At 64.1% G+C, this 15,105-nt stretch carries 15 protein-coding genes and 1 tRNA gene; 6 read left to right on the forward strand and 10 right to left on the reverse strand.

Annotated elements, in window-relative coordinates; translation table 11 throughout:
- Positions 1 to 67: 67 nt before the first annotated feature.
- Together M2342_RS16445 and mnmA are read right to left on the reverse strand one after the other, a co-directional pair.
- Positions 68 to 799 carry a hypothetical protein gene (locus tag M2342_RS16445; protein ID WP_264579870.1) on the reverse strand — a complete coding sequence of 244 codons (732 nt, stop codon included), beginning with the start codon at positions 797 to 799 and terminating at the stop codon, positions 68 to 70.
- 143 nt (positions 800 to 942) lie between these two features.
- On the reverse strand, positions 943 to 2,049 hold the full coding sequence (gene mnmA / locus M2342_RS16450) for a tRNA 2-thiouridine(34) synthase MnmA (protein WP_264579871.1): 1,107 nt from the start codon (positions 2,047 to 2,049) through the stop codon (positions 943 to 945).
- 161 nt (positions 2,050 to 2,210) lie between these two features.
- Here mnmA and M2342_RS16455 point away from each other — a divergent pair, with 161 nt between their 5' ends.
- Both M2342_RS16455 and M2342_RS16460 read left to right on the forward strand, forming a co-directional pair.
- Positions 2,211 to 2,531, forward strand: a complete 321-nt coding sequence (locus M2342_RS16455) for a hypothetical protein (RefSeq protein WP_264579872.1) — start codon at positions 2,211 to 2,213, stop codon at positions 2,529 to 2,531.
- Positions 2,532 to 2,611: 80 nt separating this feature from the next.
- The gene (locus M2342_RS16460; protein WP_181561284.1) at positions 2,612 to 2,911 is read left to right on the forward strand and encodes a DUF1153 domain-containing protein; all 300 of its coding nucleotides are present in this window, start codon (positions 2,612 to 2,614) and stop codon (positions 2,909 to 2,911) included.
- Between the two features lie 70 nt (positions 2,912 to 2,981).
- Here M2342_RS16460 and M2342_RS16465 read toward each other — a convergent pair whose 3' ends face one another.
- Positions 2,982 to 3,530 carry a metal-dependent hydrolase gene (locus M2342_RS16465; RefSeq protein WP_264579873.1) on the reverse strand — a complete coding sequence of 183 codons (549 nt, stop codon included), beginning with the start codon at positions 3,528 to 3,530 and terminating at the stop codon, positions 2,982 to 2,984.
- A 51-nt stretch (positions 3,531 to 3,581) separates the two neighbouring features.
- Positions 3,582 to 3,983 (reverse strand): hypothetical protein, encoded by a 402-nt coding sequence (locus M2342_RS16470; RefSeq protein ID WP_264579874.1) that lies wholly within the window; start codon positions 3,981 to 3,983, stop codon positions 3,582 to 3,584.
- A 306-nt stretch (positions 3,984 to 4,289) separates the two neighbouring features.
- Between M2342_RS16470 and M2342_RS16475 the strand changes: the two genes are divergently transcribed.
- Positions 4,290 to 5,768, forward strand: a complete 1,479-nt coding sequence (locus tag M2342_RS16475; RefSeq protein ID WP_264579875.1) for a phospholipase D-like domain-containing protein — start codon at positions 4,290 to 4,292, stop codon at positions 5,766 to 5,768.
- A 131-nt stretch (positions 5,769 to 5,899) separates the two neighbouring features.
- Here the strand turns inward: M2342_RS16475 and M2342_RS16480 are convergent, their stop codons facing one another.
- The 4 genes from M2342_RS16480 to M2342_RS16495 form a co-directional block, all read right to left on the reverse strand.
- Positions 5,900 to 7,006 carry an alpha/beta hydrolase gene (locus M2342_RS16480; RefSeq protein WP_264579876.1) on the reverse strand — a complete coding sequence of 369 codons (1,107 nt, stop codon included), beginning with the start codon at positions 7,004 to 7,006 and terminating at the stop codon, positions 5,900 to 5,902.
- Between the two features lie 28 nt (positions 7,007 to 7,034).
- A complete protein-coding gene (locus tag M2342_RS16485; protein WP_413715173.1) occupies positions 7,035 to 8,708 on the reverse strand; it encodes a cation acetate symporter in 1,674 nt (557 codons plus the stop codon).
- Positions 8,709 to 8,737: 29 nt separating this feature from the next.
- On the reverse strand, positions 8,738 to 9,055 hold the full coding sequence (locus M2342_RS16490) for a DUF485 domain-containing protein (RefSeq protein ID WP_181558521.1): 318 nt from the start codon (positions 9,053 to 9,055) through the stop codon (positions 8,738 to 8,740).
- 324 nt (positions 9,056 to 9,379) lie between these two features.
- Entirely contained in the window at positions 9,380 to 9,817 is a 438-nt protein-coding gene (locus M2342_RS16495) for a DUF1810 domain-containing protein (protein WP_264579878.1), read from the reverse strand.
- A gap of 172 nt (positions 9,818 to 9,989) precedes the next feature.
- Between M2342_RS16495 and paoA the strand changes: the two genes are divergently transcribed.
- The 3 genes from paoA to paoC are packed head-to-tail and all read left to right on the forward strand — an operon-like array spanning position 9,990 to position 13,778.
- Positions 9,990 to 10,625 (forward strand): aldehyde dehydrogenase iron-sulfur subunit PaoA, encoded by a 636-nt coding sequence (gene paoA / locus M2342_RS16500; protein ID WP_264579879.1) that lies wholly within the window; start codon positions 9,990 to 9,992, stop codon positions 10,623 to 10,625.
- Positions 10,622 to 11,572, forward strand: a complete 951-nt coding sequence (locus M2342_RS16505) for an FAD binding domain-containing protein (RefSeq protein ID WP_264579880.1) — start codon at positions 10,622 to 10,624, stop codon at positions 11,570 to 11,572. The genes paoA and M2342_RS16505 overlap by 4 nt, the downstream gene beginning before the upstream one ends.
- 4 nt (positions 11,573 to 11,576) lie before the next feature.
- Positions 11,577 to 13,778 carry an aldehyde oxidoreductase molybdenum-binding subunit PaoC gene (paoC, locus tag M2342_RS16510; protein WP_264579881.1) on the forward strand — a complete coding sequence of 734 codons (2,202 nt, stop codon included), beginning with the start codon at positions 11,577 to 11,579 and terminating at the stop codon, positions 13,776 to 13,778.
- A gap of 248 nt (positions 13,779 to 14,026) precedes the next feature.
- On the opposite strand, the gene M2342_RS16515 is transcribed toward paoC, so the two are convergent.
- Positions 14,027 to 14,437: a BLUF domain-containing protein gene (locus tag M2342_RS16515; protein WP_264573770.1), complete on the reverse strand. Its 411-nt coding sequence runs from the start codon at positions 14,435 to 14,437 to the stop codon at positions 14,027 to 14,029.
- A gap of 399 nt (positions 14,438 to 14,836) precedes the next feature.
- Positions 14,837 to 14,923: transfer RNA gene (locus M2342_RS16520), tRNA-Leu, on the reverse strand.
- Positions 14,924 to 15,105 lie beyond the last annotated feature (182 nt).

A 15,105-nucleotide genomic window follows, 5' to 3' on the forward strand; every position in this document is an offset into this window, starting at 1 on the left:
CGCAAACCGTCACTCGCCCTACGACATGGGAGTTGACGTTTTATTCACGGCAAAACGCACAGGACCGTCAGCCCGCCTCGTAAAATGTCCGATAGGTGTGCAGCACATGCACGCCGGTAACGATGCCGAAGCGGTTCATATACTCCTCCGCCTCGCGCGCCGCCTCGCGGAAATCATAGGTCGCGCCGATGGGCTTGGTGTGTCGGAGCGCCGTGCCGTCGACGACCCCGGTCTTCCAGCCTTCCTTCTCCGCAAGCACCGGCCAGACGGTGTTGACGCCCCAACCATATTTCAGCGAGGGGAAGGGAAAGACGATGTCGAACACTTCGCGGCGGAAGGCGACCAGCGGACCGACCTCCGCGAAGTTCGTCTCGCGCACCAGTACACCCTTGCGACGGCGCATGATCTCGCGGCTCCAATAAGAATAGCCGCGCTGCGCCGGGCCACAGATCTTCAGCTCGGCATATTCGGCGAGCGCCAGGAAGGTGTCCATGAACTGGTCGGGCAGTTCGATATCGTCATCGGTCATCACCACCCAGTCAAACGCGTTGAGATCATGCCGCGCCAAGAGGACGTTGGTGTTGTCCAGCTTGCCGAGATTATCGACGCCCTTGCTGTCGAAGGTGATGCGATGACGGTCGCTCTGCATCCGGCCATAGATTTCGCCGAGCGATTGCGGCGAGCGGTTCGATTGAACGCCGACCACGAGAACCCGCAAGCTCGGCATCGACTGGAAGTGCTCGGAAGCCCGAAAGCGGGCGATTTTGGGATCGATCGCCCGATCGTGAAAAACATCCACCACCCGACCTGAAAGGTTCCTGGCGATCCGACTCGCCCGACCCTTGATCCTTTTCAAAATTGCCATGGACGCACTCCGCAAGCCGCCACTCACCTCTAAGCCATGGGAGTTGACGTTTTGTTTCACGGTAGGGCTCGCGGCCCTTATGCGATGGCCATCTCCGCGCCTTCCGTTTCCGCGATCCAGCCGCCGCCAAGCACCCGGTCGCCATCGTAGAGCACTGCCGCCTGACCCGGCGCCACGCCAAATTCTTCGCTCTCGAAGATCAGCCGGTCGCCATCCAGGCGGGCGGGAACGGGACGGGCCATGGACCGCACCTTGGCGCTCAAGCTTCCACGGAACGTCCCGCCGAGCCAGTTGATCTCGTCAAGGCGCGCGGCGCGCACGGCCAGTGCCGCCTTCGGCCCGACGATCACCCGGCGCTGCGCTGCATCAAGCCGCACGACATAGAGCGGTTCTGCGAGGCCGCCGATCTCCAGCCCACGCCGCTGGCCGACTGTATAATGGATCAGGCCCTTATGCGGCCCCAGCACGCGGCCATCGACATGGACGATGTCCCCCGCATCATCGGCTTTGGGCCGGATTTTCCGCACCACGCCGGCATAGTCGCCATCCGGCACGAAGCAGATGTCCTGACTGTCCGGCTTGAGCGCGACGCCCAGCCCGAGTTCTGCCGCGATCTGCCGGACGACCGGCTTTTCCATGCCACCGAGCGGAAAGCGCAGATAATCGAGCTGATCCTGCGTCGTTGCGAACAGAAAATAGCTCTGATCCCGCGCGGGATCGACAGCGCGATGCAGCTCAGCCCCGGCAGGGCCTACCACGCGCCGGACATAATGGCCGGTGGCCAGGCAATCGGCACCAAGATCGCGGGCCAGCGCGAACAGGTCGGTGAACTTGACGCCCATATTGCAGCGGACACACGGAATGGGCGTGCGGCCGGCCAGATACTCATCAGCGAAGCGGTCCATTACGCTTTCGCGGAAGCGGCTTTCATAATCGAAGACATAATGCGCGATGCCGAGCTTGTCTGCGACCGCCCGCGCATCGCGAATATCCTGCCCGGCGCAGCAGCTTCCCGTCCGCCCCACGGCGGCGCCATGATCGTAAAGCTGCAGCGTGATGCCGATGGTTTCCGCGCCCGACCGTGCGGCCAGCGCCGCGACCACGCTGGAATCCACGCCGCCGGACATGGCAACGACGATCCGCTTGCGCTGCAAAGGGGTTGGAAGCTGAAAAAGTCCGTCCATTGGCGCCATATAAGCGCATTGGGGCGCAGCGACCAGCACCCGCAACCGATGACCAGCGAGTAAAGACCGTCCGTCGCGGTCTATGCACCGGTAATCTCACCTAACAACCTGTCACCACGGCCTTTACGAGCGCTTATCTTTTGGCTGCTAGCAGGGTGGCCATGGACATAAGTGCCAACCTCGATGATCAGGCCCTGCCTGTCGCCCTGGCAAGTGGACGCAGCCCCCGGATTCCGGATCTGCGCCTGCTGCTCACGGTTCACGCCGCGCGCCAGGATACGACACCGACGGCCCGGGCCATTCGTGAAGCCGATCTTCCGGTCGTGCTTGCGGATGAGCCGTCACGGCTGAGCCTGATCTTTGCATCGGACACACCGAGCCCCGCAGCGCTGCGACGCGCGGCGGGATCGTTCAATGCATCCGTGGCGGCATTCATGGCGGTGGGGACCAATGGTGAAGGCGCCGTTCACTCTGGCGGTTAGCCGGAGTGAAAAGCTTTGGGGTCAACATCATGAGCAAGAAGACCGTGTCAGACCGATCCCCGTCGGTGAATGAGGAAAGAATGATCGAGAACCAGAAGATTCGCCCTGCTCAAGTCGTCGGCCCTCTCGGTGAGCCGCTGACGCTTGACTCGCTGCCGCCGCCATCGACCACGCGTTGGGTCGTTCGGCGCAAGGCGGAAGTCGTGGCGGCCGTCAATGGCGGCCTGCTGACAGTGGACGAAGCCTGTGCGCGTTACGATCTGACGCTCGAGGAATTCGCCAGCTGGCAGCGCGCGGTGGACCGGTCCGGCATGCCGGGGCTGCGGGTCACGCGGATCCAGCATTACAAGTCGCTTTACGAGCGCCAACAGCGCTTCTGAGGCAGCGCGGGGCCTAGCCCCCCGCGCTCAAAGAAACAGGCCCGCCCGAGCGATCGGCGCGGGCCTTTCTTTATGCGCGATTTTGTGACGACTTTGCTTTGGGGCGGCGCCTGCGGCGCCAAAACCACGCGGCGGTCATCATCGCCAGCCCGGGCAGCCAGATCAGCAGCAGTTCGGAGTAGACCGTCTCCAGCCCGCGCGCCGAGAAGAAGCGCGCGCCGATCGGGGAGACGCGGATCGGCTGCCAGTCGAGGAACAGCAGCTGATGGTCGAACGGCCATAACAGCATCACGCCCTGGCCGCCATCTGTCAGCATATCGAGCAGAGGATGGGACACTGCGCAGGCGAACAGAAAGGCAAAGGCCGCTGGATGTCGCGCGCGCGGCCAGACCAGGGCGATCAGGCCGGCCACGCCGAGCGCAAACGCCAGCGAATGGGAGAAACCCCGATGCCCCCATTGGCTGGCATAGCCAATGCCGAGAGGAAAGCCGATCACATCGAGATCCGGCAGGGCAGCGAGCGCACCACCGATGATGACAAGGGCTGGCGCAATCCGGCGCGGGCCCAGCGCACCGCCGGCGAACAGGGATAGGGCGGCGTGGCTGAAGATGGTCGGCATGTCGTCTCTCTGCGCGACTTTCGGCTGTCAGCCAACCGCCATCGTCGACCCTTAATAGCCGACCGTTAGCCCCACGGACACATAACGGTCCCCGACATTGCCCTTCACGGCAACCCGGGGCAGCACCGGCATGGCGACGGTGCCATAGACGCGGGGCTCCTCGCCGCTGATCCGCGCGCCGATGCCGATGCGCAGGGACATGGGGATCTGGTATGCCGCTTCCACCCGGCCATAGGCTGCCGTGCCGCCATCGCGCAGATAAACCCCGGCGCCCGGCGTGAGGCTGAAGCCTGCAAAATCCACCGCATAACCAGCGCCCAGTTCAGCACCCCAGCGCCCATTGGCACGGGCATAGTTGCCCTCCGCCCCCAGCCCTTCTGCCTGCGCGGGGACGGCAAGGCCCGCTAGCGCAAGCGCTGTGCAGGATATCAGGGCGGTGCGAATGGTCGTCATCTTGAAAACTCCGGAGACTGGGCTCGCGTTGGCTAAGCGTGCGGTTCCGCAGCAGCAACGTTGCGGGGACGAACCGAGTCGCCGGCGCGACGGACAGACTCCGCCCCCCCGCGAGCCATCGCGCACAGTTCCGCGCGAAAAGTGGCAAGGCTCCGGGCACGCTTTTGCGTTGCAACCGTAATGATAGCCGTTACGCCTCAGGGTTCCGATGGCGATTTGAAACGGGGAAAGCATGATCGAAGCAGGCCGCCTACAGCCCCACTCTCGCCAACACGTTGAGGCGGGGGCCGCGGGGAGCGCGCCGGCATGAAGGGCAATTACTGGCGCGCCGCCAAGGCCGCGAAAGCCTGCGTGATCGTCGACGCGGAAGACTATTTCCGGTTCGCGCGGCAGGCCATGATCCGCGCCCGCAAGCGCATCATGCTGGTCGGCTGGGATTTCGATGCGCGGATCGAACTGGCGCACCGGGAAGACGGGCAACCCGATGGTCCGGAACCGACCACCATCGGCGATCTCATATACTGGCTGGTCGAGACCAATCCCGAGCTCGAAGTCTATCTGCTGCGCTGGGATCTCGGCGCCATTGGGTCGCTGTTCCGGGGCAAGACCATCTTCACCGTGGCCAAATGGGCCATCCATCCGCGCATCCATGTGAAGCTGGACGCTCATCACCCCACCGGCGGGTCGCATCATCAGAAGATCGTCGTGATCGACGATTGCTTCGCCTTTTGCGGCGGGATCGACATGACCGGCGACCGGTGGGACACGCGCGCGCATCGCGACGAGGAACCCGAGCGACATCGCCCCGGCAAAGGGCCGGCCTACATGCCCTGGCACGATGCCACGACCGCGCTGCAGGGGCCGGCGGCGGCGGCGCTGGGCGAGCATTCGCGCGACCGCTGGAAGCGGGCGACCGGGCAGACCATTGCCGGCATCCGCAGCAAGCATGACGTCTGGCCGGAAGCGCTGCCGGTGCAATTCGAGGATGTGGAGGTTCTCATCGCCCGCACGGCACCCAAAATGCCGGACCAGCGCGAGGTGACCGAGATCGAGCAGCTCTATATCGAGCAGATCGGGCGGGCGAAGCGGTGGATTTATGCCGAAAGCCAGTATTTCGCCTCCCGCCGCATCGCCGAAGCCATGGCCCGGCGGCTGGACGAGCCGGACGGGCCGGAGATCGTGATCGTCAATCCCGAGGCCGCGCAGGGCTGGCTCGAACCGCTGGCCATGGATACCGCGCGCGCCCGACTGGTGGCCGCGCTGCGGCGGCGGGACAAGCATGGCCGGTTCCGGCTCTACCATCCGGTCACGCGCGATCAGGAGCCGATCTACGTCCACGCCAAGGTGATGATCGTGGATGATATGATCCTGCGCGTCGGCTCATCCAACATGAATGCACGCTCCCTCCGGCTCGATACCGAATGCGACGTGGCCGTGGACTGCTCCCGGCCGAGCAATTCTGGATGCAGCGCCGCCATCGCGGAGGTTCGCAACGACCTGCTTGCCGAGCATCTCGATGCCAGCATCGCGCAAGTCGAGAAAAAGCTGGCCGCCAGCGGATCGCTGATCGAGACGATCGAGGCGCTCCGCTTCAAGGGCCGGAAAAACGCAAAGAGCCGTCGGCGCACGCTGGTGCCCTATGAGATTCCCGATCTCACAGGCGTCGAGGCATGGCTGGCGGACAACCAGATCCTCGACCCGGAAGGACCGGACGACATGTTCGAAGCCCTCAGCAACCGCGGCCTGCTCCGCCGCCTCTCCGGCTGGCGCCGTAGCAGGGGCTGATCCTGCGCGATCGTGAGGCGCTGCGGCGGAATCGCGAGCGCGCCAAGGAAAAGGGGCGACCTTGTGATCGCCCCCCGTCCCTTTCATCCGACTCCAACGAGCCGGCTGACCCTGCAGATCAAGCTGTGGTCTTATTTCTCCGGCGTCGCCAGAGCGCGGCGCAGGGCTTCGATGCGGGCCTTGTTGAATTGCTTGGCCTGCGGCGAGTCCGGCGCCATGGCGTCAAAGCCGTGATAAGCCGAGGGGACGACGAGCAGCTCGGTCGGCACGCCCGCCTCGGTCAGGCGGCGCGCATAATCGATATCCTCGCTCACGAAGAGATCGACCCCGCCGACGGCGATGAAGGCAGGCGGCAGACCCTTGAGCGAGGCGGCACGGGCCGGCACGGCGGCGGCGGGCACCTTGTTCGTGCCCGGCTGCTGGCCAAGGAATGACTTCCAGCCGAGCTGGTTCTGCTGCGCATCCCAGCCGACCGTGGCGATGTGCGGCGGTACCTTCACCACGCCGCCGGTGCGATCATCCAGCATCGGGTAGATGAGCACCTGGAATGCGACCGGAATTTCGCCGCGGTCGCGCGCGGTCAGCGCCAACAGCGCGGCATGGCCACCGCCGGCGCTCTCGCCCATCACGGCGATCCGCTTGGGATCGAGGCCGAGCTTGGCGGCATTGTCATGCATCCAGCGCAGGCCGGCATAATTGTCTTCGATCGATCCGGCATAAGTCGTTTCCGGCGCGAGGCGATACTCGACGGAAACGATGACCACGTTCAGTTCTTTGGCCAGCTCCTGCAGGCGGCGCACGTCGGTCGCGGCCGTGCCGAGAATGTAGCCGCCGCCATGGGTGTGCAGGATGCCGCCGCGCCAGGCGCCTTCCTGCGCGTTGATCACATACAGCTTCACCTGCGGCGCGCCGGCCGCACCGGGGATCATCTGCTCGACGACCGGAACGTCCCGGTGACGCGGCGGCGGGGGGGGCCCCATATTGCCCGACTTGCGCGACGCGCGCACCGAGTCCTCGGTCATTTGCCCCATCAGGGTCGAGTAATAGAGCGCCATGCGGGCGGCGCCGTGCAGTTCCGGCGCGACGGGCGCGAGCTTGGCCGCGTCCTCAGCGCTCAGCGGGGCCGCCGCGACGGCAGCGGGATCGGGCAGCGGCTGGGCGCTGGCCATGTGGGCCGGGCCGGTCGTGGCGAGCAGCGTCGCCACCAGCCAGGCCGAGGATCGGTTCAGAAACTTCATGAATGCGTCTCCTGTCGCATGAGTCAGATCAATGATCGCTGGCGCCGGCGGCGCCGATGCCGGTCTCGGACCGGATGCGCTGCGCGGTGTAGCCCGCGCGGTCCACCTGTGCCCGCGCGCTGCGGTCGAGCGTCGAGATCAGCCAGATGGTGAAGAAGGCCAGCGGCATCGACACCAATGTGGGCGAGGCCAGCGGGAAGATGGGGTGCGCGGCGCCAAGCTGGCCCACCCAGATCACCGGCGAGAGGATGGTCAGCGCCAGCGCAGTCAGCGTGCCGATGGCCGAGCCCCAGGCAACGCCGCGCGTCGTGCAATCCTTCCACAGGATGGAGAGCAGAAGCGCAGGGAAATTGCCCGAAGCAGCCACGGCGAAGGCCAGGCTCACCATGAACGCCACATTCTGCTTTTCGAAAGCGATCCCCAGCCCGACCGCGATCAGGGCCAGCACCAGCACGGTGATCCGCGAGAGGCGCAGTTCGGTCGCCTGGTCGACATTGCCCTTGCGGATGACCGAGGCGTAGAGATCATGCGCGATGGTCGAGGCGCCGGAAAGGGTGAGCCCGGCCACCACTGCCAATATGGTGGCGAAGGCGACCGCCGAGACGAAGCCCATGAACACCTCGCCGCCCACCGCGTCCGCGAGATGGACCGCCGCCATGTTGCTGCCGCCACGCAGCCCGCCGCTCAGGGCGTCGAGATAGGCCGGGTTACTGCCGACGAACACGATCGCGCCGAAGCCGATGATGAAGGTGAGCACATAGAAATAGCCGATCCACCCCGTCGCCCACAGCACGGAGGCGCGGGCGGTGCGGGCATCGCGCACCGTGAAGAAGCGCATGAGGATATGCGGCAGGCCAGCGGTGCCGAACATCAGCGCCATGCCGAGCGAAATGGCGGACAGCGGGTCCTTGATGAAGCCGCCGGGTGCGAGAATGCCTCGCGCGCTCGCCGCCGCTGCATCTGCGCTGGCGCCTGCGGCCAGCGCAATCGCCTGCTTGGCGGCGACGGCCTGCTCGAACAGCGTGTCCAGCGAAAAGCCGACGCGATACAGCACGGCAAGCGACATGAAGGTGGCGCAGCCGAGCAGCATGACTGCCTTGATGATCTGCACCCAGGTCGTCGCGATCATCCCGCCGAACAGCACATAAGCGGTGATCGCGAGGCCGATGATCCCGACCGCATAGGGATAGGGAATGCCGAACAGCAGCTGGATGAGCTGCCCCGCGCCGACCATCTGCGCGATCAGATAGAACAGCACGACGGTCAGCGAACTGAAGGCGGAAGAAATGCGCACCGGCGTCTGCGCGAAGCGGAACGCGACGGCATCGACAAAAGTGTAGCGGCCCAGATTGCGCAACCGCTCGGCGAGCAGGAACAGGATGATCGGCCAGCCGACCAGAAAGCCCGTGGAGTAGATCAGCCCATCATAGCCATCGGCATAGATCTGCGCGGAAATCCCGAGGAACGAGGCGGCGGACATATAGTCACCGGCAATGGCCAGACCGTTCTGCCGACCGCTGATGCCGCCGCCAGCCGTATAGAAATCGCTCGTCGTGCGCGTCCTCCGTGCGGCCCAGGCCGTGACGCCCAATGTGACGATGATGAACAGGCCGAAGGTGACCACGGCCGGCATGTTTGGGCCGGCATTGCCCGGCGTCGCCGCACGGGCGATCCCGGGCATCAACGCGCCGATGGTCACCATGAGGGCGAGCGCCGCCCAGCGCGAACCGCTCACAGGCGATGCTCCGCCCGCAACGCATCCAGCTCGGCATCGAACCGGCGGTTGGCAATCCACACATACAGGCCGGTCAGCGCGATGCCCGAGAGGATCACCGCCATTCCCAAAGGCACGCCGATGGTCGTCGTCATGCCCGGCAATGGCTGGCCAAGAATGGTGCGCCCGAACGCCACTAGGAGGATGAAGCCGAAGAAGATCGCCATCATCACGCCGCTCAAAATCCAGCCGAGGCGGCCACGAGCTTGGACGAGAGCCTGATAGTGCGGATCGCGACTGATGGCCGCAAGTTCATGATCGCCATCCAGATCCATCAGCCACTCCCCTCGCCCGCCACATTATGTGCGACAGGCTATTGTCCATCGATTGCAAGTCAATCCCTCATCCGGCGGCTGGGGACTTTATCCGCAGGGGTCGCCCAACTCTGCCCGGCCAGGTGTGCAGGATGGCCGGGCAGAGGGTTCGGGCGGCCCGAACTCGTAGGCCCGAAAGCAATTTTGCAATCGATTGCCATTCAATACACGGGAGGTTCGGCTGTGACAAGCGTGGGTTGAAATCGGCGTTGGGGCGAATTTTTATAGGAAGGTTTGCGATACGTTCGCCGGGCGATATGAGCCTCCTTCATCAACCGCCCTCTTTCAGGCTGATGAACCCATCTGCCCCAGAATTTCGACGGTGCGTTCGTCAGGGCTGTCAAACCAGCGCTCGATCGCGGCACGGAAAATCGGCCTGTCCTCAGCGCTGTTAAACAGCGTCAGTGATGACCTGAGCTTGATCGCGTCGATGGCGCCAAAGACCTGCTCAGCGCTGGAGCCATGCAGCTCCTGTAATGCGATGACGCATTCCTCATAGCGCGGGCCGAGGACCGGGTGCGCCAGATAGGCTTTGGCTTCGGCGCGCGAGCGGATCGCGAAGTGCTGCGCCGTGGGGCTGGTCCCCAGGCCCGCAATCTGCGGAAAGATGAACCACATCCAGTGCGTTCGTTTTGCACCGCTGCGGATTTCCGCGAGGGCCTGCGCGTAGCGTCCCTGCTGGGCGTCGACAAATCGGTTCAGATCGAATGGATCGCTGGTCATCCCGCACATTGGCAGTGGGAGCCTGTAAAGCCAACCTGTCCCGAGCGGTGCCGAACAGGCGGGCAGTGCCGCGCCTGTCTGCCACCCACGATAATTTGGAAGCCAATTCGCGGCTGCTGCGTTCGGCCAGCATGGGATTATCCAATCAGCAGGTGCGAAGGACGACGATGCCATGGATCGATCGGAGGAGTGGCACGTCTCTCGACGCGGCGTGCTGGTTGGCGGCTCGGCCACGGCGGCTACCATGAGCCTGAACAACGCCGATGCTCGGCAGCCCTTGCCGCAACCACGCGAGGCGATGGTCGAGGTTACCCTGAGCGTGAATGGTCAGCCGCACAGGTTCCAAACTGACACGCGCACCACATTGCTCGATGCGCTGCGCGAAGAGCTCAAACTCACCGGCACGAAAAAAGGCTGTGATCATGGTCAGTGCGGCGCCTGCACCGTGCTGGTCGACGGTGTCCGGATCAACAGCTGCCTGACGCTCGCGGTGATGCATGATGGCGACAAGGTCACCACCATCGAAGGACTGGGCACGCCGGAACAGCTGCACCCCATGCAGCGCGCCTTCGTCAAGCATGATGGCTATCAGTGCGGCTATTGCACGCCGGGCCAGATCTGCTCTGCGGTGGCCATGCTGGATGAGATTGCCGCGGGCGTGCCGAGCCATGTCACCGATGATCTGTCGGCCCAACCGCAACTCAGCAATGCGGAACTGCGCGAGCGGATGAGCGGCAATATCTGCCGCTGCGGCGCCTATTCCAACATTGCCGAGGCGATTACCGAAGTCGCGGAGGCCAAGGCATGAGGCCGTTCACCTATGAGCGCGCGACCTCGCCCGCTCAGGCCGCGACGGCCGTCTTCAGCCAGCAGGGCGCGCGCTTCATTGCCGGCGGTACGAACCTGCTGGACCTCATGAAGCTGCAGATCGAAACGCCGACCCATCTGGTCGATGTCCAGGATCTGAAGCTCGATCAGATCACGCAAGAGCCCGATGGCGGCCTGCGGATCGGCGCGCTCGTCACCAATACGGCACTCGCGGCGGATCGGCGCGTGCGCAGCGATTATGCGGTCCTGAGCCGGGCCATTCTGGCTGGCGCATCCGGGCAGCTGCGCAACAAGGCGACAACCGGCGGCAATCTGCTGCAACGGACCCGCTGTCCCTATTTCTACGATACCAACCAACCCTGCAACAAACGTCAGCCCGGGACCGGCTGCGCGGCCATTGAGGGCGCCTCCCGCCAGTTGGCGGTGATTGGCGGCAGCGCTGCCTGTATCGCGACGAACCCCAGCGACATGGCGGTTGCGATGCGGCTGCTGGATGCGCGCGTGGAGACGGTCGATGCACAGGGCAATGTCCGGTCGATCGACATTGCCGACTTTCACAAATTGCCCGGTGAGACGCCGCATGTGGAAACCGCGCTGGCGCCTGGCGAACTGATCACGGCCGTGCTGCTGCCCAAGCCTATTGGCGGCCAGCATGTCTACCACAAGGTGCGTGACCGGGCCTCCTATGCCTTTGCGCTCGTGTCGGTGGCGGCGATCCTCCAGCCGGATGGCTCTGGCCGCGTTGCGGTGGGCGGGATCGCGCCCAAGCCCTGGCGCACGGACGCCGCGGATGCCGCGCTCCCGCAAGGGGCGGAGGCAGTGGCCCGGCACCTCCTCGCCGGCGCCGCGCCGACCAGGGACAATGCATTCAAGATCGAGCTGGTCGAGCGGACGCTTGCCGGCATCTTGCACGACGCGAAGGGTTGATGCCGTGAAGTTCGATGCCCCCGCTACCCAGAACCCGATCGACCAGCTCAAGGTCGTCGGCAAGTCCACCGATCGCATCGACGGGCCGCTCAAGACGACGGGGCGCGCACCCTATGCCTATGAGCGGCATGAGGTCGCCGCGAACCAGGCCTATGGCTTCGTCGTCGGCGCGGCCATCGCCAAGGGGACGATCCGGTCGTTCGATCTGGTCGACGCCAAGGCCGCGCCTGGCGTGCTCTCGATCATCACCACGCTGGACCATAAGCCGCTTCCGCTCGGCGGCCAGAACACCGCCAACCTGTTCGGTGGAGCCGAAATCCAGCATTATCATCAGGCGATTGCGCTCGTGGTCGCCGAGACCTTTGAGCAGGCCCGCGCGGCCGCGTCGCTGATTCAGGTCGATTATGTCCGGCAGGACGGCAAATTCGATCTCGAGCGCGAGGCGTCCCGGGCCGAGCCCGTTCCGGACGAGGACGAGACCAACAAAGCCGGCGATTTTGCGGCCAGCTACGCCAAGGCTGAGGTCAAGCTCGACCAGCGCTACAGCACGCCGGACGAAAGCCATGCGATGATGGAGCCGCACGCCACCATCGCCGCGTGGGAGGGCGAGAAGCTCACCGTCTGGACGTCGAACCAGATGATCGCCTGGGGCAAGCGCGATCTTGCCAAGGCCCTATCGCTCAAGCCCGAGCAGGTGCGGCTCGATTCCCCCTATGTCGGGGGCGGCTTTGGCGGAAAATTGTTTCTGCGCTCCGATGTCGTCCTTGCGGCGCTGGGGGCCAAAACGGTCGGGCGGCCGGTGAAGCTGGCCCTCACGCGTCCGCTCATCATCAATAACACGACCCATCGGCCCGCGACGCTGCAGCATATCCGGATCGGCGCGAACAAGGATGGGCGCATTCTTGCGATCTCGCATGAGAGCATTTCGGGAAATCTGCCGGATGGCGAGCCGGAGACCGCCGTCCAGCAAACCAAGCTTTTCTACGCGGGGGAAAGCCGGGAAGTCGCCATGAAGCTGGCGCAGCTCGATCTGCCGGAAGGCAATGCGATGCGCGCGCCTGGCGAAGCGCCGGGGCTGATGGCGCTGGAGATCGCCATGGATGAAATGGCCGAGAAGCTGGGGATGGATCCGGTGGAATTTCGTATCCTGAACGATACGCAGGTCGATCCGATGAAGCCCGAGCGTCCCTTTTCGGCGCGTCATTTCGTCGAGTGCCTCAGGACCGGCGCGGAGCGGTTCGGATGGCACAAGCGCAAGGCGACCCCTGCATCGGTGCGTGAGGGTCGCTACCTGATCGGCATGGGCATGGCAGGCGGTTTTCGGAACAATCAGCTGACCAAATCCGCAGCGCGGGTCCGCCTCTCGGGCGACGGCAAGGTCACCGTCGAGACCGACATGACCGATATCGGCACCGGCACCTACACGATCATCGCCCAAACCGCCGCCGAGATGATGGGCGTGGACCTGGGCGACGTCATCGTGAAATTGGGCGACTCTGATTTCCCCGCCGCGGCGGGCTCCGGTGGCCAATGGGGCGCGGCCAACTCGACAGCCGGCGTCTATGCCGCCTGCATCAAGATGCGCGACCAGGTGGCGGCGCGCTTGGGGCTGAACAATGCGGATGTGACGTTTACCGACGGCGAGGTCCGCTCGGGCGATCGCGCCGTGCCTCTGCGCGACGCCGCGCGCGATGGGGAGCTCATTGCCGAGGATGGCATCGACTATGCCGACGACTTTGCCGACCGGGCGCAGCAATCCACCTTCGCTGGTCATTTCGTGGAGGTCGGGGTCGATGCCTTCACGGGCGAAACCCGCATCAGGCGAATGCTCGCTGTGTGCGATGCCGGTCGCATCCTCAATCCCAAGTCAGCGCGAAGCCAGGTGATCGGCGCCATGACCATGGGCGCAGGCGCCGCACTGATGGAGGAACTTGTGGTCGACAAGCGGTTCGGCTTCTTCGTCAATCACGACCTCGCGGGTTATGAGGTCCCGGTCCATGCAGACATCCCGCATCAGGACGTCATCTTCCTCGATACCACCGACCCTTGGTCCACGCCGATGAAGGCGAAAGGCGTTGGGGAACTGGGGATTTGCGGCGTGGGAGCCGCGGTCGCCAACGCCATCTACAATGCCACCGGCGTGCGGCTGCGCGATTATCCGATGACCTTGGACAAGCATCTCTCGCGCTTACCGAAGGCGGTTTAGGCGGACGCGAATGAGGTTTAGTGGAGCAGCGCTGGACGGCCTGAGTTGAGCGCGACGAAGAAATGTCGCGGCGGCCAAGCCATGGTTGCGAGGCATTCTGCTCTCATGGAGGCCGCGCTCTGCTCCAACTGAGGATTGGACGATGAGTGTCAATCGTCGGCGCCCAAGATGACTATTGGGCTTCCTATGAGGAAACATGCGGGTGGTTCCTGAGCTTGGATCCGCTAATGACGAATGTTGGTGGTTTCTCAGGCCGGCTGACTATGGGATTTAGCAAAACCGCTGAAATAGGCTTTCAAATTTGCGTCGGTAACAGGTTCAAGCAAGCTTGCCACCTGCTCTTCAAGGGTCGAGCCCTCGTTGACGTCGCCACCCCGCTGAAATCCCATCTCCCAACGCGCGAACGACCGTGCCGCGATTGCCTTGTTATTCAGTTGGACCACAGCATAGTGACGCTGATCCTTTGAAATGCGGGAGAACGTCGAATTGACGGCGTCTTCAGGGCCTTCGAGAACCTGAAGGAAGCGCCGATTCCCTACCACGAGCAAGCCCGTTACATCAGCGAGCCGGTTATTCCGTCGGGACGCAACCAAAATGTCCTCAAGCTCCGCGTCCGAAAGCGTTCGACGGACAGTGCTGATATATAAAATGCGATGCATAGCAGGCTCCTTAGCGACCGGGCTAGGGATGCGATGTTAATCAAATACTTCCAGCGCGGTGAGCCGAGTGAAGACCCCATGATCGGCGGCGATTTCAATGGTGAGAATCCGTGCACCGCTGGGTCGCACGCTGACGCTGATTAAAGTGTGCGCCATCCATATCAGGGGCATTCGTAGCGCAGGTGGGCCATGTGGGGGTGGCCGGCCGCTTGGAGATGAGCCTGACTAAACACTGCCGACGAAGAGGACTGGACTCGACAGCGAGATACTAAGCCGCCCGGCAAAGAAATCCAAATCTAAGCGGCCGATGCGCAGCATGGCGCCAAATTCAGCATCCAGACTGCAGCGATTTCCGCCGCCGCTTCAAAGAAGGCCTAAATGCTCATCTTTGACTGGGAATGGTGCGGTCGAGAAGACTCGAACTTCCACGGGCTTTCGCCCACAACGACCTCAACGTTGCGCGTCTACCAGTTCCGCCACGACCGCACATCAGGGAGGTGGGAGCCGATGGCCCCCGGGTAGGCGGCGGCCTTTAGCAAAGGGATTCGGGGCATGCAACCATCCTTCGCACTTCATCGTGATATAGCGTGAAACGCGCCGCGGGATCGGGCTGTTGGCTTGACTTGCGCGGCCCTGCAGGCGATCCAGCAGGGCGCTGACGTGCCCAA

The organism is Sphingobium sp. B8D3A (genome assembly GCF_025961995.1).
GTDB lineage: Bacteria > Pseudomonadota > Alphaproteobacteria > Sphingomonadales > Sphingomonadaceae > Sphingobium.